Source organism: Ruegeria sp. HKCCSP351, assembly GCF_017872535.1.
GTDB lineage: Bacteria > Pseudomonadota > Alphaproteobacteria > Rhodobacterales > Rhodobacteraceae > Ruegeria.
Genome location: NZ_JAEDOV010000003.1, coordinates 489,675 through 512,026, shown reverse-complemented (window position 1 = coordinate 512,026; position 22,352 = coordinate 489,675). Strand labels below are relative to the sequence as shown.

Annotated in this window: 19 protein-coding genes; 5 read left to right on the top strand and 14 right to left on the bottom strand. The window is 57.7% G+C overall.

What is annotated here, in order from left to right:
• Window positions 1-595: 595 nt before the first annotated feature.
• From I9182_RS09585 to I9182_RS09570, 4 genes are all read right to left on the bottom strand, one after another.
• Window positions 596-1,312: an alpha/beta hydrolase gene (locus I9182_RS09585; RefSeq protein ID WP_209598085.1), complete on the bottom strand. Its 717-nt coding sequence runs from the start codon at window positions 1,310-1,312 to the stop codon at window positions 596-598.
• Entirely contained in the window at window positions 1,309-2,850 is a 1,542-nt protein-coding gene (locus tag I9182_RS09580) for an ABC transporter permease subunit (protein ID WP_209504846.1), read from the bottom strand. The genes I9182_RS09585 and I9182_RS09580 overlap by 4 nt, the downstream gene beginning before the upstream one ends.
• Entirely contained in the window at window positions 2,847-3,902 is a 1,056-nt protein-coding gene (locus I9182_RS09575) for a glycine betaine/L-proline ABC transporter ATP-binding protein (RefSeq protein ID WP_209598084.1), read from the bottom strand. The genes I9182_RS09580 and I9182_RS09575 overlap by 4 nt, the downstream gene beginning before the upstream one ends.
• A gap of 66 nt (window positions 3,903-3,968) precedes the next feature.
• Window positions 3,969-4,934, bottom strand: a complete 966-nt coding sequence (locus I9182_RS09570; RefSeq protein WP_209504844.1) for a glycine betaine ABC transporter substrate-binding protein — start codon at window positions 4,932-4,934, stop codon at window positions 3,969-3,971.
• 270 nt (window positions 4,935-5,204) lie between these two features.
• On the opposite strand from I9182_RS09570, the gene I9182_RS09565 reads away from it, so the two are divergent.
• A complete protein-coding gene (locus tag I9182_RS09565; RefSeq protein WP_209598083.1) occupies window positions 5,205-6,089 on the top strand; it encodes a LysR family transcriptional regulator in 885 nt (294 codons plus the stop codon).
• A gap of 302 nt (window positions 6,090-6,391) precedes the next feature.
• A complete protein-coding gene (locus tag I9182_RS20420; protein WP_245222554.1) occupies window positions 6,392-7,168 on the top strand; it encodes a hypothetical protein in 777 nt (258 codons plus the stop codon).
• A gap of 56 nt (window positions 7,169-7,224) precedes the next feature.
• Here I9182_RS20420 and I9182_RS09555 read toward each other — a convergent pair whose 3' ends face one another.
• The 3 genes from I9182_RS09555 to I9182_RS09545 all read right to left on the bottom strand — a co-directional run bounded on the left by I9182_RS09555 (window position 7,225) and on the right by I9182_RS09545 (window position 10,404).
• Window positions 7,225-7,890, bottom strand: a complete 666-nt coding sequence (locus tag I9182_RS09555) for a response regulator transcription factor (protein ID WP_209598082.1) — start codon at window positions 7,888-7,890, stop codon at window positions 7,225-7,227.
• A complete protein-coding gene (locus I9182_RS09550; protein WP_209598081.1) occupies window positions 7,887-9,212 on the bottom strand; it encodes a sensor histidine kinase in 1,326 nt (441 codons plus the stop codon). The genes I9182_RS09555 and I9182_RS09550 overlap by 4 nt, the downstream gene beginning before the upstream one ends.
• Before the next feature lie 229 nt (window positions 9,213-9,441).
• Entirely contained in the window at window positions 9,442-10,404 is a 963-nt protein-coding gene (locus I9182_RS09545) for a zinc ABC transporter substrate-binding protein (protein ID WP_209598080.1), read from the bottom strand.
• A gap of 57 nt (window positions 10,405-10,461) precedes the next feature.
• Here I9182_RS09545 and I9182_RS09540 point away from each other — a divergent pair, with 57 nt between their 5' ends.
• The 3 genes from I9182_RS09540 to I9182_RS09530 are packed head-to-tail and all read left to right on the top strand — an operon-like array spanning window position 10,462 to window position 12,520.
• Window positions 10,462-10,974 carry a transcriptional repressor gene (locus tag I9182_RS09540; RefSeq protein ID WP_209598079.1) on the top strand — a complete coding sequence of 171 codons (513 nt, stop codon included), beginning with the start codon at window positions 10,462-10,464 and terminating at the stop codon, window positions 10,972-10,974.
• A gap of 2 nt (window positions 10,975-10,976) precedes the next feature.
• Window positions 10,977-11,723 carry a metal ABC transporter ATP-binding protein gene (locus tag I9182_RS09535; RefSeq protein ID WP_209598078.1) on the top strand — a complete coding sequence of 249 codons (747 nt, stop codon included), beginning with the start codon at window positions 10,977-10,979 and terminating at the stop codon, window positions 11,721-11,723.
• Entirely contained in the window at window positions 11,723-12,520 is a 798-nt protein-coding gene (locus tag I9182_RS09530) for a metal ABC transporter permease (protein ID WP_209598077.1), read from the top strand. Before I9182_RS09535 ends, I9182_RS09530 begins: the two co-directional genes overlap by 1 nt.
• 120 nt (window positions 12,521-12,640) lie before the next feature.
• On the opposite strand, the gene I9182_RS09525 is transcribed toward I9182_RS09530, so the two are convergent.
• The 7 genes from I9182_RS09525 to xdhA all read right to left on the bottom strand — a co-directional run bounded on the left by I9182_RS09525 (window position 12,641) and on the right by xdhA (window position 22,025).
• Window positions 12,641-13,714 carry a BMP family ABC transporter substrate-binding protein gene (locus I9182_RS09525; RefSeq protein ID WP_209598076.1) on the bottom strand — a complete coding sequence of 358 codons (1,074 nt, stop codon included), beginning with the start codon at window positions 13,712-13,714 and terminating at the stop codon, window positions 12,641-12,643.
• Window positions 13,715-13,746: 32 nt separating this feature from the next.
• The gene (locus I9182_RS09520) at window positions 13,747-14,667 is read right to left on the bottom strand and encodes an ABC transporter permease (protein ID WP_209598075.1); all 921 of its coding nucleotides are present in this window, start codon (window positions 14,665-14,667) and stop codon (window positions 13,747-13,749) included.
• A gap of 2 nt (window positions 14,668-14,669) precedes the next feature.
• Entirely contained in the window at window positions 14,670-15,752 is a 1,083-nt protein-coding gene (locus I9182_RS09515; RefSeq protein WP_209598074.1) for an ABC transporter permease, read from the bottom strand.
• 63 nt (window positions 15,753-15,815) lie between these two features.
• Window positions 15,816-17,333, bottom strand: coding sequence for an ABC transporter ATP-binding protein (locus I9182_RS09510; RefSeq protein ID WP_209504833.1), 1,518 nt, complete (start codon window positions 17,331-17,333; stop codon window positions 15,816-15,818).
• Window positions 17,330-18,265 carry a xanthine dehydrogenase accessory protein XdhC gene (gene xdhC, locus I9182_RS09505; RefSeq protein WP_209598073.1) on the bottom strand — a complete coding sequence of 312 codons (936 nt, stop codon included), beginning with the start codon at window positions 18,263-18,265 and terminating at the stop codon, window positions 17,330-17,332. The genes I9182_RS09510 and xdhC overlap by 4 nt, the downstream gene beginning before the upstream one ends.
• Window positions 18,265-20,667 (bottom strand): xanthine dehydrogenase molybdopterin binding subunit, encoded by a 2,403-nt coding sequence (xdhB, locus tag I9182_RS09500; protein WP_209598072.1) that lies wholly within the window; start codon window positions 20,665-20,667, stop codon window positions 18,265-18,267. Before xdhB ends, xdhC begins: the two co-directional genes overlap by 1 nt.
• Window positions 20,664-22,025: a xanthine dehydrogenase small subunit gene (gene xdhA, locus I9182_RS09495; RefSeq protein WP_209598071.1), complete on the bottom strand. Its 1,362-nt coding sequence runs from the start codon at window positions 22,023-22,025 to the stop codon at window positions 20,664-20,666. Before xdhA ends, xdhB begins: the two co-directional genes overlap by 4 nt.
• Window positions 22,026-22,352: the final 327 nt, after the last annotated feature.

Sequence of the window (22,352 nt, the reverse complement as noted above, 5' to 3'; positions counted from 1 at the left end):
GCTCGTCAGGCTCATAACCTGAAGGTCGCAGGTTCAAATCCTGCTCCCGCAACCAGCGTCAGAAAACCCCAACACTGCCCGTTCAGACCACAAGTGATCCCCCGGATCTTTTGCTTAACCTCTTAACCTCGTCAGCATCATAACCTCAACCGCAGAGGATCAAATCCTCTCACCGCAACCAAATATAACACACAATATCAGATTGTTACGAACCGCCTCAGGGCGGTGTTTCTATTTGCGCCAATACCGCCGGAAGTACTCTGGAAGCAGATGTGGCGAAGTCGATGTGTAGCAATCCAGCACAAACTATTTACACAAGTCCACGCAAGAAGTCCCGATGGGCCCAAAAGCTGCCGATGATCACACTTCAGTCTTTCGGTTGTAGCCCTTGGGCGGCGAGTTTACTGCCGAAAGCTGAACGCGGCTTCAATTATGTCATTGAGGCACTGATTGTTTTGGTAGCTGGGTTGGCGTTTCTTTGGCAGTTCGCAGCAAATAATGTAGAGCGAAATGCGCATCATCTGCCGGGGAATGTAACAACGGGAAACGAGAGTAACTTGCTCAGCGCGGGATAGGTCCAGACATTGGGGGCAGCTCAAACAAGAAAATCACTCAGTACCTTGTTGAATAGCTCGGCTTTTTCCAGATGCGTCGCATGAGCAGATTCTGGTATCACCGCAAGATTTGCGTTTGGAATAGACTGCCATAACTTTTCTGTTTGGCTCCAGGGGTAGGTACGATCACGATCCCCCCAGATAACCAGCGTCTTGGTTGTGATAACGGGCAGGAGTTCGGTACCGCTCCAGCAATGCATGGCATCCAAACCTGTAAGTATGGCTTGCAGGCTGCTCAACTCGGCGATTGAAGCACATTCTTCGTAAGCTTCAGCTTTTTCCCGCTCAAGGAACCAGGTTGCTGCAATTCGCCGACCGGTCGCTTGCGGGCCGTCAATGCAAGCCCGTCGCTTTGTGGTGTCAATCGTTTCGAACCGCCCTGGCAAAACACCTACGGACCCTGTGCCATAAAGCACCAAGTGGTCAATCCGCTCGGGTGCGCGAGCTATCATTTCCTGTACAACCATCCCGCCCATCGAGTGGCCAACCAGGTGAAATTTCTCAATGCTACACGTCTTCAGCTCATTCAGGGCCCATTCAGCAAAATCTGAAATGCTGCCGAGAGCTTCGAGCTGTGCATTTTCGCCAAAACCCGGCAAGTCAAGCGTGATGATCTTGTGGCCTGCCATTGCCTCAACCTGCCCCTGCCACTGCCGACTGCCGCCCAAAAATCCATGAACAAATACAATGGGTGTCATTTCCGACCGCCCTGCACAATCCGATCCAGGATCATGGCGCAGAACAGGATTGAGAACCCGGCAAGGATACCCTGGCCGACGTTTGCGTATTGCAACGCTTCCAAAACGTCCTCACCCAGCCCTTTGGCTCCGATCAGCGAGGCGACGACAACCATCGCCAGCGACAGCATGATAGTCTGGTTGATCCCGGCCCGGATCGATGGGCTTGCCAGTGGCAGGTCTACCTTGGTCAGCAAATACCACTTATTGGCGCCGAAACTGATCGCTGCTTCTCGAACGCTTTCGGGTACGCCACGCAAGCCCAGCACAGTCAGGCGCACCACGGGTGTGCCACCAAAGATCATGGTGACCACGACGGCTGCGGGTTTGCCGACACCGAAGAACGCGATTACCGGCACCATGAAAACAAAGGCTGGCATGGTTTGCATGAAATCCATGATAGGCTGGATAAAAGCATAGAACCTTGGGCGACGCGCAGCGAACATGCCCAGTGGAATCCCGATGACGATCGACAGACAGGCCGCCGTCCCAAGTAATGCCAGTGTGGTCATGGCGCCTTCCCAGAAGCCCAAAAGGCCCATATAGGCCAGAAACGCCCCGGAATAGATCGCCGTGCTGATACCCGCAGTCAGCCAGGTCAGCAGAATGATCAGGCTTGCGATCACGATCCATGGTGTTTGCACCAGAATAACTTCAAGCGCGTCCAGCAGCGTTCGTATGCCGAAGGTCAGCCCGTCAAAGAAGGCCACACTGTTGCGCACGCACCAGGCGATGAAGTTTTCGACCCATGTGATACTGGTCAGCCGGATGTTTGGATCTGTCGGAAATTGGCTGAGGATCGAAAATCGGCCCGGGAAACTGTAGTGCATCATCGCCGCCGCGACGATCAAAACCATGAAGATCGCACTGAATACGATCTGAGACACTGGCATGGCGGACCGAATGGAACGGTCTGACAACCATTCCGAGAAGCGCGCCTCAAGCGCCCAATTCGCCACCTGCGACTGGATAAGCTTGACGATAATCAGAATGGCCAGACCGGTCAGAACGATGTAAGGCCCTTCAGCGGCCATTGCTTCGGCTTCGGCCCGGATGCCGCCAATGTTTTCCTCAAGCGAGTCTACAGTACGTTGATAGACATCAATCTTGTCTGAGTTGTTTTCGATGGCTGCGGCCAGCTGTTGACGCCGCAGTTCAAGCGTTCCTTCAATCGAAGCGATACGTTCCATTGCATCGGCGGCCAGGTCACCGAACAACCCTCGGGCAATCTGCACGTAGGCTATCGTTTCGAGGATCAAAAACGGTAACGCCCATGTCCACAGGCCCCGCGCACCGAACCAGACCGGGCCAAATAACCCGGCCATGAAGTTGAAGGTTGGCGTAAAACGGGATGACGCCCCGATCTTGTCGAAATTTCGTATGTAGTAGTCCGGGCTGGTGCGAACGAATGTCCGAATGTTTTCGCGCCGCTCTTCGGCATAGGCCAGGGCCGCTTCGCTTTCGGTGTCTTCCAGCGGATTCACATCTGAGGTGCTCATGACACTTCGGTCCCTTCGATCACGGTGCGCAGCAGGTCGGCACGGGTTATGACGCCAACATCCACGCCGCCGTCCTCGACCAGGATTGCGCTGCTGTTGTCGATTGCCAAATTGATCAGGGTGCTGAGATTTTCGCTCTCATTCACCCGTGGGGCGTCAGCCGGCAGAGGCCCGTCAACCGCGACGTGTTCAGGTATCGGTCGCATAACCGCATGGGCCCGCACCACTTTAAGCCGTGAAATACCGGCGACAAAATCGGCCACATAGTCATCTGCAGGGTTCATGACGATGTCTTCGGCCGTTCCGATCTGTACCACCTTGCCGTCGCGCATGATCGCGATCCGATTGCCAATGCGAACAGCTTCATCCAGATCGTGGGTGATGAAAATGGTGGTCTTCTTAAGGATCTTGCTGAGCCGGATGAATTCATCCTGCAATTGTCGCCGGATCAAAGGATCGAGTGCCGAAAAAGGTTCATCCATCAAAAGCACATCCGGGTTGGCTGCCAGTGCCCGAGCCAAGCCTACACGTTGCTGCATACCACCTGACAGCTCGTGCGCGAATTTCGATCCCCAAGCGCCAAGCTCAACGATGTCGAGAATGGCCGCGGCCTGGCGCATGCGTTCATTCTTGCTGACTTGGCGAATTTCCAACGGCATTGCCACGTTATCCAGCACTGACCTGTGCGGCATCAGCGCAAAGTTCTGAAATACCATGCCTATCTTGCTGTTGCGAAACTGCTGAAGCTCCTTTGGCCCTAAAGCCATGACATCGGTACCTTCGATTTCGATCTTGCCAGCGGTCGGTTCCAGCAGCCGGTTGAAGTGGCGAACCAAAGTGGATTTCCCACTGCCGGACAGGCCCATGATGCAAAAAATCTCGCCCCGATTGACCGACAGGCTGACATCAGCGACGCCGACGACGCAATTGTATTCTGCCAGCACTTGCGCCTTGTTCAGCCCGCGGTCGCGGATCGCTTGCAGCGCAACTTCCGGCCTGCTCCCGAATATCTTCCAGACATTCGAGATTTCAATAACGGTATCTTCGCTCATGGGTCCCCCAGAGGTCTGCACTTGGGTGGCGCCACCACCTGCCGCCACCCTGTTTCCTGCGTGAGATCAGAGGCCCAGCCACGCGTCGACGCGATCCGGGTTTGCTTCGACCCATTCGCGGGCAACTTCTGCCGGATCACGGCCCTTGCCGCTGATTTCATAGGCAAACCCGCTGACATCATCCGCTGTCAACGCGAAATTAGCAAAGAAGTCGGCAATAGCTGGCGAACGTTCTGGCAGGGAATTGGACCATGCGATCTGCACGTTCTTGAGAGCGTCCTTTGTCGCGACCGTGGATTTGTTGTACCAATCCGGATCGTCGGAAGGCTGGATCATCACGTATTTTGCAGGATCGAATGTCGGCTCGGTCAACATCTGCACGTCGAACATGTACCAAACCGCGTGCGGCTTGTAGCAGTAAAAGGCGTACCCTTCACCCTTGGCGATGCTGTCCTTGATCCGCGCGGTCTTCACGCTTTCCTCGGCACGGATCGGTTCGATGAAATCAAGCAGGCCATAATCCCTTGTCTTGACCTCATTTACATTGGCCGAGGCCCAACCCGGTGCGCCAATCCACATCTCACCTTTGCCATTGCCGTCACTGTCCATCAGGGCAGCCACATCCGGGCGACCCAGGTCGGCGATGTCGGTGATGTTGTTGGCTTCACCAAAATCCTTGCTGACGCAGAACCCCTGATTGCCTTCATAGGGATTTGAAGACAGAGTCACAGTACCCGCCTCGTCGACGTATTTTTTGGTAAAGCTTTCCTGATTGGGCAGCCATACGTCGGGATGTACGTCGATATCGCCCTTGCCCTGATCCATCGCCTGAAAGATCGTGGCGTTGTTGCCAGGCACATATTCCACTTTGCCACCGATGCGCATTTCCACGACCGCGCCCAGCAGATGAGCAATGGCTTGGGCGCCGGTCCATGACGGGACACCGATTTTTACCTCTTCAGCCGCGAAAGCGGGCATCGCGAAGATGCCAGCCGCAGCCACCAGGCTTATTGTGTTCAACTTGGTTCTCATGGTCTTCTCCTCTGTTGATATGCGCCGTGTTTTTGGTGTCGTATTCTCTGTCGTTCCACTTTCCCATCGCGCAATAGGGTCGTGCCAACTTTTCTTTGGCCGCAACTTCGGACGGAAGGCTGACAATAAGTCCTGCCGCCGGACCCTGTTCAGAAGTCTAGATCAAGAGCTTTTCTCAGAGCCAATTCGAACATTTCATCAAACTATTCGTATTCTGCATAATTTGAATTATGCTTGGAGAATACGTTCATTAACACGCAGGAACACCCGTTGGATCTGAATTGGTTACGTGACTTTGAATGCCTTGCCCGGACCCTGAACTTCACGCGCGCTTCTGATGAGCGAAACATTACGCAATCCGCATTTAGTCGCAGAATCAAAGCGTTGGAGAGCTGGGTCGGGTTGCCTCTGGTCAATCGGGCCACGTATCCTGTACAGCTGACGGAAGCGGGTAAGCAGTTTTTACCCGTTGCCCTGACAGCGATCTCACAACTGTCAGAAACACGCCAGTCCTTGCGGGATGCGGACCGGGGCGATAGCCGGTTCATCCGATTTTCGGTGCTTCACACCATTGCGGTTAATTTTTTGGCAACCCGAATAGAAGAGTTGCAGAAGCAGATCCCAGATTTGCGCACTCGCGTCCTGTCTGATTCCTTAAGCACCTGTTGTGACCTTTTGGTCGAAGGCGTGGTGGATATCCTGCTGTGCTACAATCACCACTCAGTGTCACCCATGATCAATGAAGCTGCATTCGAGCGTAAGGACCTGTTGAAGGACCGGCTGGTGCCCGTGGCGGCCGTTGAACCGGTGCGCGCCTTGGGATGGGATCTCGGCAGACAGGACGGTCCGCCTATCCCTTATCTGTCCTATGACCGATCATCGTTTTTGGGCATGGTCGTCGAAAATACTGTTGATCGGAAACCCCAGAATACCGAGACCATCTATGTCGATAGTCTGGTGGAAACGATCAAACGGCGACTGATGACGGGCAGCGGTTTTGCCTGGATGCCCGAGACAGCTATTTCTTCGGAACTGGATCAGGGGTTGCTGGTCCCAATTGGTGATGAGGCATGGTGCGCCACATTGACGATTTCTGCCTTTTCCAATCCCGCGGCCTTTGACCAGACCGCACGACAGCTATGGGAACTGTTGTGACGGTGTTGGTCGTCACCTTCGAACCTATTTGAAGTATTTCGCTCGCCTGCAACGCTATTCGCAAGGATGCGCGACGCGTCACGGGCCAGACAAGCTTGCCCACACTGCGACGAAGGGCGCATCGCAGGACAAGCCAGGTTCAGGATTATTTGTCCCGTTTGTCTGAAAGAATTTCAGAGTTCTTCTTCAACCCGGACATTCGGCCGGAAAATCATCAGACCTAAGCCCGATGTAGCGCAGCAAGGCCCGGGATATTCTGACCCCAATACAGGAAAACGCCTCGAACAGGATTGGAGACGAAAATGAAGATCCAGAAAAGAACCGGTCAGCTTCTAAGCACTGCAGCGCTTGCCTCGCTGATTGTGATGACACCTTATGTGCCGACCTTCGACGCAGAGGGCCATCTGCGTTTGGAACCCGCTTACGCGTTTGCAAAAAGTGGGAAGGGGAGTGATGGTGACGGCGGTGATGATGATCGTGACGGCAACTCCGGGTCAGGCAGTGGCGGTGATCGTGATGATGACCGGGATGACAGTTCCGGATCGGGCAAAGGTGGTCGCGACAGCGATGATGACGACGATGATGACGATGATGACGACGGCTCGTCACGCTCAGGCCGGGGCAGCGGCAGCGGTAAGACGGACCGCTCTCAGTCTGGAGGGCGACCATCTGGTTCAGCCGGAATAACAAAGGTCGAAACAAGCGCGAGCGGCATTGAAGTACGCTATGCCGACGGTACCAAGGAAGAGATCGAAAACGGTCGATACGAAAGAAAGAATGCGCAGAACCGAACCGTCGAGGAACGACCTGCAACCGGTGCCGACGTTTCGCGCCTTCGGTCGATGGCAAACGGCATCTCAATCGATAGCGTGCGTTCGCAAGGGCAGAGCGGTGGCGCCGGAAGTCGTCCTGCAAAAATCGAGATTCAGGGCAACAATATCGAAGTCAGCTACACGAACGGCTGGAAGGAAGAGATCGAGGGCGGACGATACGAGTTGAAAGACCCGTTCAACCGGACCGTTGTTGAAAGAAACGCAACTGCAGCGGACCGCCAAAGGCTTCAGTCGGTCGCCAACTGAGCAACGAACTTTGACGAATGTGCGGGGCGGTTTCTTTTCTTGAGAGACCGCCCCGGTCATTGAGCGCCTGACCCTTGGTCGTTCTTGTTCCAGGCCTCATGCGCGATAAGAGCGGCCTCTACCCGGTTTCGCGCATGAAGCTTGGACAGGATCGCCGTCATGTAATGCTTAACGGTTTTCTCTTGTATTCCCAACTCATCGGCTATTTCCCGATTGCTTAGCCCTTTGGCGACGCGCCGAAGAATCTCCTCTTCGCGATGGGTAAGATCATCTATGGCGTCAGCTTCTTGCTGCGACCCGTTTCTGCGATTGATCTGAAGCAGCATACGCGAAGCAAGACCCGGCGAGACGAACCCTTCGCCCGAGGCGATACTGCGCAGCGAAGCTGTCAATTCGCGTGCTGTCACGCCCTTGACGATATAGCCAATGGCACCCGCCTCCAAAGCGTCTGCGACGTCACTGCTGTTTTCAGAGACCGTCAATATCGCGATGAAAGGCGGGTTCGCCATTTCAGCAATTCTGCGGGTCGCGCTTATGCCGCCACCGGGCATCGACAGATCGAGGATGACGATGTCAGGTTGATGGGTTCGGACAAGGGAAACGGCCTCATCCGCGTTTGATCCGGCGGCAAGAACCTTGAAGCCGTCGGCCTCCTCCAAAGTGCGGTGCAAACCGTCCCTGAAAATCGGGTGATCATCTGCGATAACGACTGAAGTTGTCATGATGCACTCATCTTTCTGGGAAGCAACGTCATAGCAACAGTGGTGCCCTTGCCTGGGGTTGACCTCACCTCGAACCGACCGCCAATGCTTTCGACCCGGTCACGCAAGCCGACAAGGCCCTGGCCCCCGTCCTCACGCAGAACCGTCTCGCCGGAGGGGGCGAACCCGGGGCCGTCGTCGCTGACCTGAACGGTAATGCGATCATCTTGTACGTCGCAGGTGGCAGTGCACTGGGACGCGGGCGCATATCTTGCGGCATTGGAAAGCGTTTCTTGCAGGAACCGGAAAACGCACAACTTGCCCGAGATTGACAAATTTGGCGACGGATTGCCCTGAAAGGAAATACCGGGGCGAAAAGGGCTGTGTTCGGAATGGTCCTCGACAGCTCTTTTCACGACATCAACGAGCGCCAGGTTTTCGATGTCCGGCGCGAACAATCCCCGAGAAAGAGCGCGAATTTCTGCCAAAGACTTCTGCAACGACTGTTGAATTTCTTCGGCCTCGGTGGGCATCTCCGGCCTGTCGCCGAATGCGGCCTCCAGTCGAAGGGCGGCAAGTGACAGGTATTGGGCGGGGCCGTCGTGCAGTTCCGCGCCGAGTTTCCTGAGGAACCTGTCTGTTTGCGCGGCATATCTTTCCGATGCATCAATGACGCGCGACCGCAGCATGGCATTCTGCGCGGCCATCTTTTCACTTTCGGCAAGACGGTCGTTCAGAAGGCGTCCTTGCCTTCGAATAGTGTTGTCGCCGATTGCGACAATGGAAAACAGAACAACCGTGCTTGCTGCAAAGGCCGAGCCAACGATCAACCAGCTTGTTCTTCGGGCTCTGGCCATGTCCAGTTCCAGCTGATCGGCCTTTTCATAAAACTCGGCGACAGCGATGATTTTCCCCGACCAGATTTCGCGAATGGGGCTGTAGACTTCCAGCAATGGAATGCCAAGCGCAGCCTCTGCCGCGCTTTCTTCGTCGTCCAGCTCTTCAAATGAGCCCGAGATTTCTCCGTTCCACGCACGTTTCAGGTCATCTGTCGGCTCGAACCGGCGACCGATGATGGCGGGATCCGATGCGTAGGCAATCTCGCCCTCCTGTTTCCAGAACTTGTACGAGGCAATGCGTTCGCGCATCGGCTGGGTCATGAAGATCTCGTCCAGCGCCCGGCTGGCCTGTTCGGACAGTCGATCTCCATGCGCCAGCTCCTGGCTGAGTGGGGACAAAATGCTTTCCATGTACAATGCCGCAGAGTTGGCGGAATTTTGTACAACCGCGTTTTCGATCCGGTTCGATACCCAGTGACCAACAAACACCGTTGCAGTCCCCATGACCGCAACGCTCGCCGCGAGAAAAACGCGCGACAAAGACCAGTTGCCAATTGTCAGGTCAGTAATTTTGGGTCTCATTTCGCAATCGACTATGAACGACAATTGCTTGACGCGCTACAGACCATGGTCTGATGCACTTCTCAAGTGTACCAAACCTGATGCGCAGATCGGGACTTGGCCCTTTTGGGTGCACCCCGGCAGGTTCCCGCGTCCCGATCCCAATCCCGGCTCAACGGGTTTTCAAACACTCCGCCAGGGTTTGCGCCATGTTGCGAATGACTTGCGGGTACAAAGACGGCCCGGGTTCCAGAGCCGAGCCCAGCGGATCGATCACACCGGATTGCGCCGATGTTCCATCCAGCACGGTTTCGACGATGCCCGGATTGAACTGTGGTTCGGACAATACGCAATTGATGCCTTCTGCGTGAATGCGACCTTGAATGGCGGCAATTCGCGCGGGGCTTGGGTCGGACGCGTCGCTCAGGGAAATCGCGCCGGATGCAGGGAAACCGAACGCGACCTCAAAATACTGGTATGCATCATGAAACACGATGAAGCTGCCGCCGCGAACCGGTTCAAGCAACTCTTCCACTTCTGCGGAAAGCACGGTCATTTCTTCGCGCGCCGCTTCGGCATTTGCCACATACGCAGCGGCGTTGTTGGGATCCGCTGACGACAGTTGATCCGCGATCAGGGTCAGCCAGGCTTTGGCATTCGTTGGCGACAGCCAGGCATGTGGGTCATGAGAGTCATGATCATCATGGCCTTCGTGATCGCCATGGTCGTCATGGTCTTCGTGACCCGCATCGTCCGCGTGATCATGCGCTTCAAACAATGCGTCTTCCCGGAACTCAAGAAGCCCCGTACCCTTTGCGTCCAATAGGGCTGTGGCGGTCGCACCTTGGGCAAGAGTTTCTATCGCACTTTCCAGCCAGGGTGTCAGGTCTTCTCCTACCCAGAACACCAGATCGGCGTTTTGCAACGCGGCTGCCTCGGACGGGCGCAGATTGTATTCATGCGGCGAGGCACCCGGTGCGACGATCAGGGCAGGTGTTCCCACACCCTCCATGACACGGGCCACCAGCGAATGAACCGGGGCAATGTCCGCGGCAACGTTTGGCGCATCTGCGCGGGCCGGTCCACCCAGCAGTGCAACTGTGATAGATAATGGAAGAAGAAGCGTTCTGGACATCGGGCCCTCTGTGTGATTTTATAACATTCCAAGCGGCAATACATGATATGAAATAACATGACAAGTGATGCGCACCCAGTTATTGGCAAAGACGCGGCCCCGGTCGGGTTTCAGGAACATGACCACCAGAGCTGCGTCGCAACGGCTCTGACATCCGCCGAAGTCCGGTGCAAAGCGGAAGGGCTGCGGCTGACGCCGGTTCGGCGCAAGGTTCTTGAGATGTTATTGCAGGAACATCGCGCCCTTGGAGCCTATGCAATCCTTGATCGGTTGCGCGACGAAGGGTTCGGGTCGCAGCCTCCGGTCGCTTATCGGGCGCTGGAGTTTCTTGTACAAAACGGATTTGTCCACAAGATCGAGCGGCTGAACGCATTTGTCGCCTGCTCTCATCCCGGCGCTGCACATTCACCTGCTTTCATGATCTGCCGAAAATGCGACGCCGTAGCCGAGGCGCAATCTGCCCCGTCCAAAGGTGTTCTTGGTGCTGCCGCGCGCGCGGCGGGTTTCGAGATCGAGCGAACGGTTGTAGAGGCTGAAGGTCTCTGCCCCGACTGCACCGAAAAGGCATAAAGATGGCGCTGATCACTGTCGAGAAACTCAGCGTCCGCTATGGCGCGCATACCGTACTGCATCATGTGGACATGGTCATTGAGCCGGGTGAAATCGTAACCATCGTTGGCCCGAACGGATCAGGAAAGACCAGCCTGCTGCGCGCCATTATCGGTGCGACACGGCCTTGTGCCGGTCAAGTGTCACTGAAGCCCGGATTGAAAATCGGCTATGTGCCGCAGAAGTTGCATGTCGATCCGACATTGCCGATTTCTGTCGAACGGTTCATGCGTCTGACCGATCCTGTGTCGCGCAGGCAATGTGTCGAGGCGCTTGAATCGGCGGGTGTGCCGGATTTGTTGAAACGCCAGATGTCGCAACTGTCCGGTGGACAGTTCCAGCGGGTGCTGCTGGCTCGGGCTTTGATCAACCGCCCGGATATTCTGTTGCTGGACGAAGCGACACAGGGGTTGGACCAACGGGGGTCGGCCAGCTTTTACCAGCAGATCGAGGCTGTCCGGCGCGAGACCGGAAGCGCCATTCTGATGATCAGCCACGAACTGCACGTGGTCATGAGCGCGTCGGACCGGGTGATATGCCTCAATGGGCATGTCTGTTGCGAAGGATCGCCGGCTGTGGTCGCCTCGGCGCCCGAATATCGGGCCTTGTTCGGAACCGGAACTGGCGGTGCGCTTGCCCTTTATCGTCATGAACATGATCACCATCATGATCATGACCATGATGCGAGTACACAGGAAGCGGCGGAATAATGCTGGATGATTTCATGATGCGGGCAACGCTCGCCGGTATTGGCGTGGCGTTTGCCGCGGCCCCCCTTGGGTGTTTTGTCGTATGGCGTCGCATGGCGTATTTTGGCGACGCAACCGCACATGCCGCGATTTTGGGCGTGGCCCTGTCCCTGACGTTTCAGATGTCGATCTTCACGGGCGCCCTGGCTGTCGCTTTGGTCATGGCGCTGACCGTTTCGCTTTTGGCCGGTCGCGGCTATGCGATGGACACGCTGCTGGGGGTCCTGGCGCATTCTGCGTTGGCCTTTGGGCTGGTTGCAGTTTCATTCCTGTCCGGTGTCCGGATTGACCTTATGGCGTATCTGTTTGGGGATATTCTGGCGGTCTCCCGTTCTGATCTGGTCGTGATCTGGGGCGGTGCGGCGCTTGTCGTGGCGCTGATTGTCTGGCGTTGGTCGCAACTTCTGACCGCGACATTGAACGAAGAACTGGCCTATGCCAGCGGCTTCGATCCAAGGCGAGAGCAACTGATCCTGACCCTGTCTCTTGCCGTGACCGTGGCGGTGGCGATCAAGGTTGTGGGTGTATTGCTGATCGCCGCAATGCTGATCATTCCGGCGGCAGCGGCGCGTAACCTTGCGCGGTCACCAGAAACGATGGCCTTGATCGCGGCGGGAATAGGCGCGCTTTCAGCCATCACGGGGTTAAGGGCTGCGTATGTTTTCGACACTCCGGCAGGGCCTTCGATCGTCTGCGTTGCCGCGATCGTGTTTGCGTGCCTTAGCCTGATTGGATGGCGAACACAGGATAGGGCTTAAAGGTTCCGTAGGTCTTCGCGGCCGTAGCATCCCGGTCATCCGGTAATGTGACCAAAGCGAAAACGCCACGAAAAAAGGCCCGCAAACCTGCGGGCCTTGATGCATTTCTACCCGCGTCGTTTACTGCGGGATATCGCCTTCCAGCCCTTCAACATAGAAGTTCATGCCAGCCAGCGTACCGTCGTCGGCCACTTCGCCCTCGGCCAGCCAGTCGCTGCCGTCCTGCTTCTTCAGCGGTCCGGTAAAGGCATGATAGCTGCCATCGGCCAGCGCCGCTTTCAGGGCCAGTGCCTCTTCCTTGATGTCCGCCGGAACCGCGTCCGAAATCTCACCGATTTCTACCATGCCCGGCCCGATACCGTCCCAGGTGTTGGACGAGGTCCAGGTGCCGTCCATCACAGCTCGCGTGCGCGCAATGTAATAGGGTCCCCAGTTGTCGATGATCGAGGAAACACGCGGTTTGGGGGCGTATTCGCTCATATCCGAAGCCTGACCGAAGGTGATCACGTTACCCGCCTCTTGTGCAGCGGCCTGCGGAGCGGTCGAGTCAGTGTGCTGCAGGATCACGTCGGCGCCCTGTTCGATCAGAACCGAGGCGGCGTCAGCCTCTTTTGCCGGGTCGAACCAGGTATAGGCCCAGACGATCTTGAACTGGACATCCGGGTTTGCCTTCTTGGCGTGGATATAGGCCGAGTTGATACCGCGGATCACCTCGGGGATCGGATAAGACCCGATATAGCCGATGATGTTCGATTCGGTCATTCTACCCGCGATATGCCCCTGAACCGCACGACCTTCGTAGAAACGCGCCGAATAGACCGAGACGTTGTCGGCCATCTTGTAGCCGGTCGCGTGCTCGAACTTCACGTTCGGGAATTTCTTGGCCACATTGATGGTTGGATCCATATAGCCAAATGAGGTGGTAAAGATCAGATCCGCGCCTTCCAGCGCCATCTGGGTCATCACGCGTTCGGCGTCCGGGCCTTCCGGCACCGATTCAACGAATACAGTCTCGACCTTGTCGCCGAACTCTTCTTCGATTGCCAGACGGCCTTTGTTGTGTTCATAGGTCCAGCCACCGTCGCCGACAGGGCCGACATAGACAAAACCGACCTTGGTCTTGTCTTGCGCCACTGCGCCGGTCGCAAGACCAAGCGCTATCGCGGCAGTTGTCAGAAGTGATTTGAATTTCATGTAGTTACTCCCCAAGTTGGTTCAGTTGGCCCCTAGTGTGAGGCATGGAAGGTCCGGCCCAGTGAGGCAGGTGCGCTGCTCTTGTCGGCCGAAAGGATCACAAGCACAAGGATCGTGATGAGATAGGGTGACATTGCCAGATACTCGACGGGAATGGCAACGCCCGCTGCCTGCAAATTAAGCTGCAAGACGGTAATGCCGCCGAACAAATATGCACCCAGCAGGACCCGCCATGGTTTCCAGCTGGCAAACACCACCAGTGCCAGCGCGATCCAGCCCACACCCGCGGTCATGCCCTCGGTCCACTGCGGCACACGGATCAGGCTGATGTAAGCCCCACCCAGGCCGGCGCAGGCCCCGCCGAACAGGATCGCCATGATGCGGATCTTGATGACCTTGTAGCCAAGCGCATGGGCGGCATCATGGTTTTCACCAACCGCCCGCAGGATCAACCCGACGCGGGTGTACTTCAGGACGGCCCAGACCACAGCGGTCAGCGCAATGCCCAGATAAAGGATGGGGTCGTGCCGAAACAGGATAGGGCCGATGACCGGAATATCGCTGATCAAAGGGATGTGGATATCGCCCATGCTGGGGGGTTTCACGCCCACATAGCTTTGCCCCATCAAGGCGCTGAACCCCAGTCCAAACAGGGTCAGCGCAAGGCCGCTGGCAACCTGGTTGGCCAACGCAAACTGTGTCAGCAGGACGAACAGCAGCGACAGCACGGCCCCGCCAATGGCGGCAGCAACAAAGCCCAGCCAGGGCGAGCCGGTTTCGACCGAGATCGCAAAACCGCTGATCGCGCCAACGATCATCATGCCCTCGACACCAAGGTTCAGAACGCCTGCCTTTTCCACGACAAGCTCTCCGATCGCGGCCAGCAGAAGGGGGGTTGCCGCCACCATAAGCGAGGCAACCAGAAGAACGGGATTGATTTGACCAAGGTCCATGATCACGCCACCTCGCTACGCGCCGCACGGATGCGGAAGTTTGTCAGAAGATCGAAGGCCAGCAGGAAAAACAGCAGCATTCCCTGAAACACCTGAATGGCTGCGGCAGGCAGCCCCAGCTGCGATTGTGCGATTTCGCCGCCAATATAGGTCAGCGCCATCAGGCCCCCGGCCAACAGGATACCCACCGGATGCAGGCGGCCCAGAAAGGCGACGATGATCGCGGTAAAGCCATAGCCCACATTGAAATCGATGCTGATCTGACCGGACGGGCCGGACACCTCGAACATCCCGGCCAGCCCGGCCAAGGCGCCCGATATCCCAAGGCAGAACAGGATCAGGCGCGCCGGGTTCACACCTGCAAACTTTGCGGCGCGGGGGGCCTCACCCGTCAGACGGATATGGAAGCCCAGCATGTGACGGTTCAGCAATACATAGGCAAAGATCACCGCGATGAATGCCGCGACAACACCCCAATGCATCCCGGAACCGGCAATCAGCTCGGCATTATGCGCGCTTTCATAGGATTGCAGGTTGCGCGATCCGGGAAAGCCGAACCCTTCGGGGTTCTTGAGAAGACCCAGCGAGACCGAGGCCAGCATCTGCTCGGCCACGTAGACCAGCATTAGCGACACAAGGATTTCGTTGGTGCCGAAACGCACCTTCAGCAAGGCCGGGATCGTTGCCCACAGCCACCCGCCAAATGCGCCTGCAACCACCATGATCGGGAAGATGTACAAAGCGTCAAGCGGATAGAAGGCCAGACCTGCGCCCGCGCCAAAAATAGCGCCCATGATGTATTGCCCTTCGGCCCCGATATTCCAGATACCGGCCCGAAAACCCAGCGACAATCCGATTGCGATCAGCACTAGGGGCGCGCCTTTGACCAGCAATTGAGGGCGGTAATAAAACGCGAACTCGCCAAACAACGGCTCCCAGAAGATGGTGCCGATGGCTTGGACCGGGTTTTTTCCCAAGATGGCAAACAGCAACCCGCCAAACACCATTGTCGCCAGCACCGCCACAAGGGGGGTCGCGTAAGACCAGGCCCTGGACGGCTGTGGCCGTTTCTCCAACACTATCATCTGCTCATCCCCCCAGATGTTTCATCTTTTCGCAAATACTCTCGCCGAAGGCGGCCTAGCAGATCACACATGTGCCACCTCCATGCCATGGGCGCCGCCCATCATCAGGCCAATCTCATCCACAGTCAGGCCGGTGGTTGGGCGCGGCGCGCTCAGTCGACCTTCGTTCAAGGCCGCAAAACTGTCCGAGATTTCCATCAGCTCATCCAGATCCTGCGAGATGCAGACCACCGCCGTGCCTTTCGCCGCAAGATCAAGTATGGCTTGCCGGATCGACGCGGCTGCCGCGGCATCCACCCCCCAGGTTGGCTGGTTTACTACCAACACATCAGGGTTTTGCAGCACTTCGCGTCCAATCACGAATTTTTGCAGATTGCCGCCGGACAAGGACCGCGCTGCGTTTTCGGGCCCGGGCGTACGAACGTCAAAGGCTTCGATGATCTTTTCGGCAAAACTCCGGGTTTCGGTCCATTTCAAGAAGCCGTTTTTCTCAAGCCCTTCCCGCACCGATCCGGTCAGCAAAGCGTTTTCGGTCAGGCTCATGTCGGGTGCCGCCGCGTGGCCGAGCCGTTCCTCGGGCGCGGTCAGAACGCCCAGCTTACGGCGCGCCGTCGGGCCGAGCTTGCCGATTGCCTGACCCTTGAACTTGATTGCATCCGCCGATGTCGGGATTTCCCCGGACAACACGCCGAGCAACTCATCCTGCCCGTTTCCAGCAACACCGCCGATGCCCAGAACCTCGCCCTTGCGGACCGTCATGTGCACATTGCGCAATGCGGTGCCGAATTCCGACGGCGAGGGGACTGACAGCCCGCTGACATCCAGCGCGACCTCGCCCAGTTCCCGGCCCGAGCGTTCGGGGGTCTGCAAGGTTGACCCGACCATCATCTCGGCCATGTCACGCGCCGAGGTTTCTGCGGGGACACATTCGCCCACGTTCTTGCCCAGCCGCAGGATCGTGGCATGGTCGCACAGCGTTCGGATTTCCTCCAGTTTATGCGAGATATACAGGATCGAGGTTCCCTCGGAGCGAAGCTTGTTCAGCGTCTCAAACAGGATATCAACCTCTTGCGGGGTCAGAACCGAGGTCGGTTCGTCCATGATCAGCAGCTTGGGGTCCTGCAACAGGCAACGGATGATCTCGACCCGCTGGCGTTCGCCTGCGGACAGGTCGCCAACCGTGCGGAACGGGTCCAGCGGCAGGCCATAGGTTTCCGACACTTCGCGAATGCGCGATGCCAGATCCCCCATCGGGGGCGGATTCTCCATCCCTAGCGCGATATTCTCAGCCACGTTCAGCGCGTCAAACAGCGAAAAATGCTGGAACACCATCGCGATCCCATCTGCACGGGCCGCGCGCGGTTCGGGCGGCGCAAACGGATTGCCGCGCAGCTTCATGGTGCCGCTGTCCGGCTTCACAAGCCCATAGATCATTTTTACCAGCGTGGATTTCCCCGCGCCGTTTTCACCTAGCAGCGCGTGCACCTCGCCTTCACCGATGTCAAAAGACACCTGATCATTGGCCACAACACCGGGGTAGGCTTTGGTCAGCCCTTGCAAGCTCAAAAGTGGAATGGTCACGCGCTCAGGTCCTTCTTCAACTCGTTTTGCAGGGCCGGGCGCAGCAATTGTGCAGCGACGCCCACGGCGATCATATGTGGATGCTTCCCCATCGACGGGTCACCGATCGGGCAGGTGATCCGGCTGATCCGTTCAGGCGGATGTCCAAGGGCGGCCAACCGCGACCGGAATCGCGCCCATTTCGTAGCCGAGCCGATCAGCCCAGCAAAGTTAAAATCGTGCAAAAGCAGTCTGTTACACAGTTCAAAGTCAAGACTATGCGAGTATGTCAGCACAAGATGTTCGGCAGCACATGGGGCGTGGCGGACCAGTTCGGCCGGTTTTGCCGCCGGAACAATTGTCACGCCCGCTGGCACAGCGGCCGGAAAGCGCTGACGGCTGGTGTCCACCCAGGTGATCGCAAGATCGGGAAGCGGGGACAGCACATCCACTAGTGCCCGGCCGACATGGCCCGCGCCCCAGATCCACAGATTGCGCGTGGGCTTGTGAACGGGTTCAACCATCCAGCCGTCGATCAGCTGCGGTTCAGGCGCAATCCCCTGTCCGCGCGCCGTGGCCAGCATTCGCTTGACCGACAGGGGCATCGCGCCATCCTTGGTCGGGCGCGCGATGACCGCATCGTCCAGATCATTGACGGTTTTTGCGTCGTAGACTTCGCTCAGCAGCGACACGGCACCGCCGCAGCATTGCCCCAACTCGGGTCCAAGCGCATGATGCGTCAGGCGGGTTGGCGTGGTTTGCAACCGCGCGGCATGTGCCGCCTGGTATTCCAGTGTTCCGCCGCCAATTGTGCCGCTTTGCCCGCCGTCCCAGACCAGCATGGCGGCACCAACTTCACGTGGAGACGACCCTTTGATCCCGGCGATGACCACCCGGACCACTTTGCCGTGGGTTTTGACCGCCTCCCTCAAAGCCTCAAGGTCAAATCCCATCAGATGCCTCCCTTCATCCTCTGGACGCCGCGCCATACCTCTTCGGCGGTGGCGGGCGCGTTGAGTGCGGGATAAGTATCCCCGCAGGCCGCCACAGCATTCGAAAGCGCCAGCCAGGCTGATATTCCCAGCATGAACGGGGGTTCCCCCACGGCTTTCGAGCGATAGATGGTGTCCTCTCGGTTCTCGCCATCCCAAAGTGCGACGTTGAATATGTCGGGCCGGTCGGAACAGGCCGGGATCTTGTAGGTTGAGGGCGCATGCGTGCGCAGGTTGCCTTTCCCGTCCCAGACCAGTTCCTCGGTCGTCAGCCAGCCCGCACCTTGCACGTAACCGCCTTCGACCTGTCCGACATCCAGCGCCGGGTTCAGCGAAGCGCCCGCGTCATGCAGGATATCTGTGCGCAGAATGCGGTTCTCGCCCGTCAATGTGTCCACAGCCACCTCGGTGACCGAAGCACCATAGGCGAAATAGTAAAACGGGCGACCGCGCCCCGCGATCCGGTCCCATTCGATCTTGGGCGTTTTATAAAAGCCGGTGGCCGACAGGCTTATGCGACCCTGATAGGCCAGTGCGGCAGCTTCGGCGAACGTGTACCGTTCTTCACCAACCGAAACGTGGCCATCCGTGAAAGTGACCGCAGAAGGGTCGGCCTGATGCCGTTCAGCCAGATTATCGGCCATCCGGTCGCGGATCGTATCGCAGGCCGCTTTCACTGCCATGCCGTTCAGATCGCTGCCCGAAGACGCCGCCGTGGCTGACGTATTCGGCACTTTGGCTGTATCCGTGGCGGTGATCTTGACCATCTCAAGCGGGATGCCAAAACGCGACGCGGCCACTTGTGCGACCTTCTGGAACAGCCCCTGACCCATCTCGGTGCCACCATGATTCAGGTGCACCGAACCATCCTGATACACATGCACCAGCGCACCGGCCTGGTTCAGATGGGTCAGCGTGAAGGAAATTCCGAACTTGACCGGAGAAAAGGCGATGCCCTTCTTGATCACGCTGTTTTCGGCGTTCCATTTCGCGATGGCTGCCTTGCGCGCGGCATAGTCGCTGGACTTCATCAGCGCTTCGGTCATGCCATGCAGTTCGAAGTCGCTGACCTCCATGCCGTAGGGTGTCGTGTTGCCGCCAGCGGGCAGGGGGCGGACCGGGGCGGCCCCTGTTTCCACCGCGCCACGGCTGGTCAGGTCTTCGTGCGGGTCGGGATGACCCAGCGGTTTCTCGTGGGGTTGGACTTCGGCAACCTTGTGCGCGGGCTCGTAATAGTTGCGGCGGCGCAATTCCACCGGGTCCAACCCAAGTTCATGCGCGGCGTGGTCCATCACCCGTTCGATGGCAACCATCCCCTGCGGGCCACCAAACCCGCGATAGGCGGTGGCTGACTGCGTGTTGGTCTTCAACCGATGGCTTTCAATCCGGGCATTGGGCAGCAGGTAGGCATTGTCAGAATGCAGCATCGCACGGTCGGCGACGGGCAGGGACAAGTCCTGCGCCCAGCCGCAGATCGCGTATTGCAGAAAGGACACGCCCTGAATGTGGCCCTGTTCGTCAAACCCCGCGCGATAGGAAATTCGGAAGGCGTGGCGTTTGCCGGTGATGATCATGTCATCATCGCGGTCATAGCGCATCTTGCAGGCTTTGCCGGTTGCCCGTGCCGCCACCGCGCAGGCAACGGCCAGCGCGTTCCCCTGGCTTTCCTTGCCACCGAATCCGCCACCCATGCGCCGGGTTTCGACGCGGATCGCATGCATGGGCAGGCCCAGAGCGTCCGCCACCTTGTGCTGTATCTCGGTCGGGTGCTGGGTCGAGCTGTGGACCAGCATGTCGCCGCCTTCATTCGGCACGGCAAGCGCAGCCTGACCTTCCAGATAGAAATGCTCCTGACCGCCGATCTCGAACGTTCCGTCGATGACGTGGGTGGCGCTTTCAATCGCGGCGTCCGCATCGCCCTTGGCATAGATGCGGGGCCCGTCTTCAAATCGGCTGTTTGCGGCCAGAGCCTCTTCCACCGTCAGGATCGGTGTTTCCTCGGCATAGTCGATCTTGCCCAGCCGAACCGCCTTGCGGGCGGCCAGATGGCTGGTGGCAACCACAAGGAAAACAGGCTGACCGATATAGTGAACCGTCCCGTCGGACAGCAAAGGCTCGTCATGGATCGAGGGCGAAACATCGTTGGCAAAGGGCAGGTCCTGTGCCGTCATAACCTTGACGACCCCGGCTGCCGCTTTCACGGCAGACAGGTCCATCGCGGTAATCGTACCCTTGGCGATCGGGCTCAGGCCAAAGGCCAGATGCAATGTGCCTTTTGGCGTCGGGATGTCGTCCACATATCGGGCGGAACCGGATACGTGCAGCGGAGCCGCGTCATGGGGAAGGGGTTTGGTTACGCTCATGCCGATACCTCCAGCACGTTGGTCACTTGGCCCTGATCCTCAAGGAAGTACCGTTCCAGCATCGCTTTGGCGGTCTCAAGCCTGTACGTGGCCGAGGCGCGCATATCCGTAAGCGGTGAATAATCGTTGGCAAAAGCGGGCAGCGCGGCGTCAATCGTCTCGCGCACCCACGGCTTGCCGATCAACGCGGCCTCGACATGGGTTGCCCGTTTCGGAATGCCGGCCATACCGCCAAACGCGATGCGCGCATCCGCCACCTGTCCGTCCGAAATGGTAACGTTGAAACATCCGCACACGGCCGAGATATCCTGATCGAACCGTTTGCTCAGCTTGTAGCATTTCAGCCGGTCCGCCTGACGCAGGAAGCTGACGGCTTCGACAAACTCACCCGGTGCGCGGTCCTGTTTTCCGTAATCGATGAAGAAGTCTTCCAGCAGCACCGACCGGCGCTCATCACCTTTGCGCAGGTGCAGCGTCGCACCCAATGCGATCAGCGCGGGCGGGTTGTCTCCGATTGGCGAGCCATTGGCGATGTTGCCGCCCACAGTGGCCGCGTGACGGACCTGAACACTGGCATAGCGCCGGATCATTTCGGCATAGGATGGGTGAATGTCCGCCAAGGCGTCGCCCATACGGTTCATATCGACCATGGCACCGAAACGAATTTCTTCGTCGGTGATCGTGATCTCTTTAAGATCGTCACAGCGGTTCAGGAAGATCACCGGATCAAGATCGCGCAGTTGCTTGGTCACCCAAAGCCCAACATCTGTTGCGCCCGCAACCAAAGTGGCATTCGGGTTCTCGGCATACACAGCAGCCAGCGCGTCGGACGAACCCGGCAGCATGGGTGAGGTGGCGGGCGTCGCGACAGGCTTGTCCTTGACCCAAACAGGCACGGGCTGTTTCTCGGCCGCTTCGGCTGCGCGAATAATGGGAGCGTAACCCGTGCAGCGGCACAGATTACCGGCAAGCTGTGTGTCGTGATCCGTCGCGCCGTTGGTGTGACCGGCCACCATCGACATGACAAAACCGGGCGTGCAAAAGCCGCATTGCGAACCGTGCAGGTCAACCATGGCCTGCTGAACCGGATGGACCTCACCATCGGGGCCGCTGGCGCCTTCGACGGTTCGAATCGCCTTGCCATGCAACTGCGGCAGGAACAGGATGCACGAGTTCAGGGCCTTTGCACCACCCGCATCCGTCACCATGACAGTACAGGCACCGCAATCGCCTTCGTTGCAGCCTTCCTTGGTGCCGGTCAGGCCACGATCTTCACGCAGCCAATCCAGCAGAGTGGCTGTCGGATCGATGTCCGTCAGCTCCACTGTCTCTCCGTTCAGAAGAAACGTGATGTCCATTCGAGAAACCCGTCGCCTTACCCGGTTGCGCCCTGGTGGTGCCCTCCTTCGATGCGACGTAGAAAGAGTGGCGGGCGGATAGCTTGCCAATGGATGTTAGAAACAGCATGCGTGATCTGGCAAGAAAAACTGCCTGTATGATGCATCATTACAGCCAATCGGCGTGGAATTACGCACCCTGTGTAAATATCAGTTACTTGAAACTAAAGCGTTTTTTTGTCAGTGAAGATGTTGCTTTCCGAAGCACCTTCTGGAAAATCCGAATAATCGAAAGTGATTATTTTGCCAAACAACGGCGCAGGTTCCGGCTTTTGCATGCCTCGCGGC

Excerpts from the sequence above, each read along its gene's own strand:
- I9182_RS09585 (WP_209598085.1), bottom strand. The coding sequence starts at position 1,312 with ATGACACCCATTGTATTTGTTCATGGATTTTTGGGCGGCAGTCGGCAG.
- I9182_RS09580 (WP_209504846.1), bottom strand. The coding sequence starts at position 2,850 with ATGAGCACCTCAGATGTGAATCCGCTGGAAGACACCGAAAGCGAAGCG.
- I9182_RS09575 (WP_209598084.1), bottom strand. The coding sequence starts at position 3,902 with ATGAGCGAAGATACCGTTATTGAAATCTCGAATGTCTGGAAGATATTC.
- I9182_RS09570 (WP_209504844.1), bottom strand. The coding sequence starts at position 4,934 with ATGAGAACCAAGTTGAACACAATAAGCCTGGTGGCTGCGGCTGGCATC.
- I9182_RS20420 (WP_245222554.1), top strand. The coding sequence starts at position 6,392 with ATGAAGATCCAGAAAAGAACCGGTCAGCTTCTAAGCACTGCAGCGCTT.
- I9182_RS09555 (WP_209598082.1), bottom strand. The coding sequence starts at position 7,890 with ATGACAACTTCAGTCGTTATCGCAGATGATCACCCGATTTTCAGGGAC.
- I9182_RS09550 (WP_209598081.1), bottom strand. The coding sequence starts at position 9,212 with ATGGGGACTGCAACGGTGTTTGTTGGTCACTGGGTATCGAACCGGATC.
- I9182_RS09545 (WP_209598080.1), bottom strand. The coding sequence starts at position 10,404 with ATGTCCAGAACGCTTCTTCTTCCATTATCTATCACAGTTGCACTGCTG.
- I9182_RS09540 (WP_209598079.1), top strand. The coding sequence starts at position 10,462 with ATGACAAGTGATGCGCACCCAGTTATTGGCAAAGACGCGGCCCCGGTC.
- I9182_RS09535 (WP_209598078.1), top strand. The coding sequence starts at position 10,977 with ATGGCGCTGATCACTGTCGAGAAACTCAGCGTCCGCTATGGCGCGCAT.
- I9182_RS09530 (WP_209598077.1), top strand. The coding sequence starts at position 11,723 with ATGCTGGATGATTTCATGATGCGGGCAACGCTCGCCGGTATTGGCGTG.
- I9182_RS09525 (WP_209598076.1), bottom strand. The coding sequence starts at position 13,714 with ATGAAATTCAAATCACTTCTGACAACTGCCGCGATAGCGCTTGGTCTT.
- I9182_RS09520 (WP_209598075.1), bottom strand. The coding sequence starts at position 14,667 with ATGGACCTTGGTCAAATCAATCCCGTTCTTCTGGTTGCCTCGCTTATG.
- I9182_RS09515 (WP_209598074.1), bottom strand. The coding sequence starts at position 15,752 with ATGATAGTGTTGGAGAAACGGCCACAGCCGTCCAGGGCCTGGTCTTAC.
- xdhC (WP_209598073.1), bottom strand. The coding sequence starts at position 18,265 with ATGGGATTTGACCTTGAGGCTTTGAGGGAGGCGGTCAAAACCCACGGC.
- xdhB (WP_209598072.1), bottom strand. The coding sequence starts at position 20,667 with ATGAGCGTAACCAAACCCCTTCCCCATGACGCGGCTCCGCTGCACGTA.
- xdhA (WP_209598071.1), bottom strand. The coding sequence starts at position 22,025 with ATGGACATCACGTTTCTTCTGAACGGAGAGACAGTGGAGCTGACGGAC.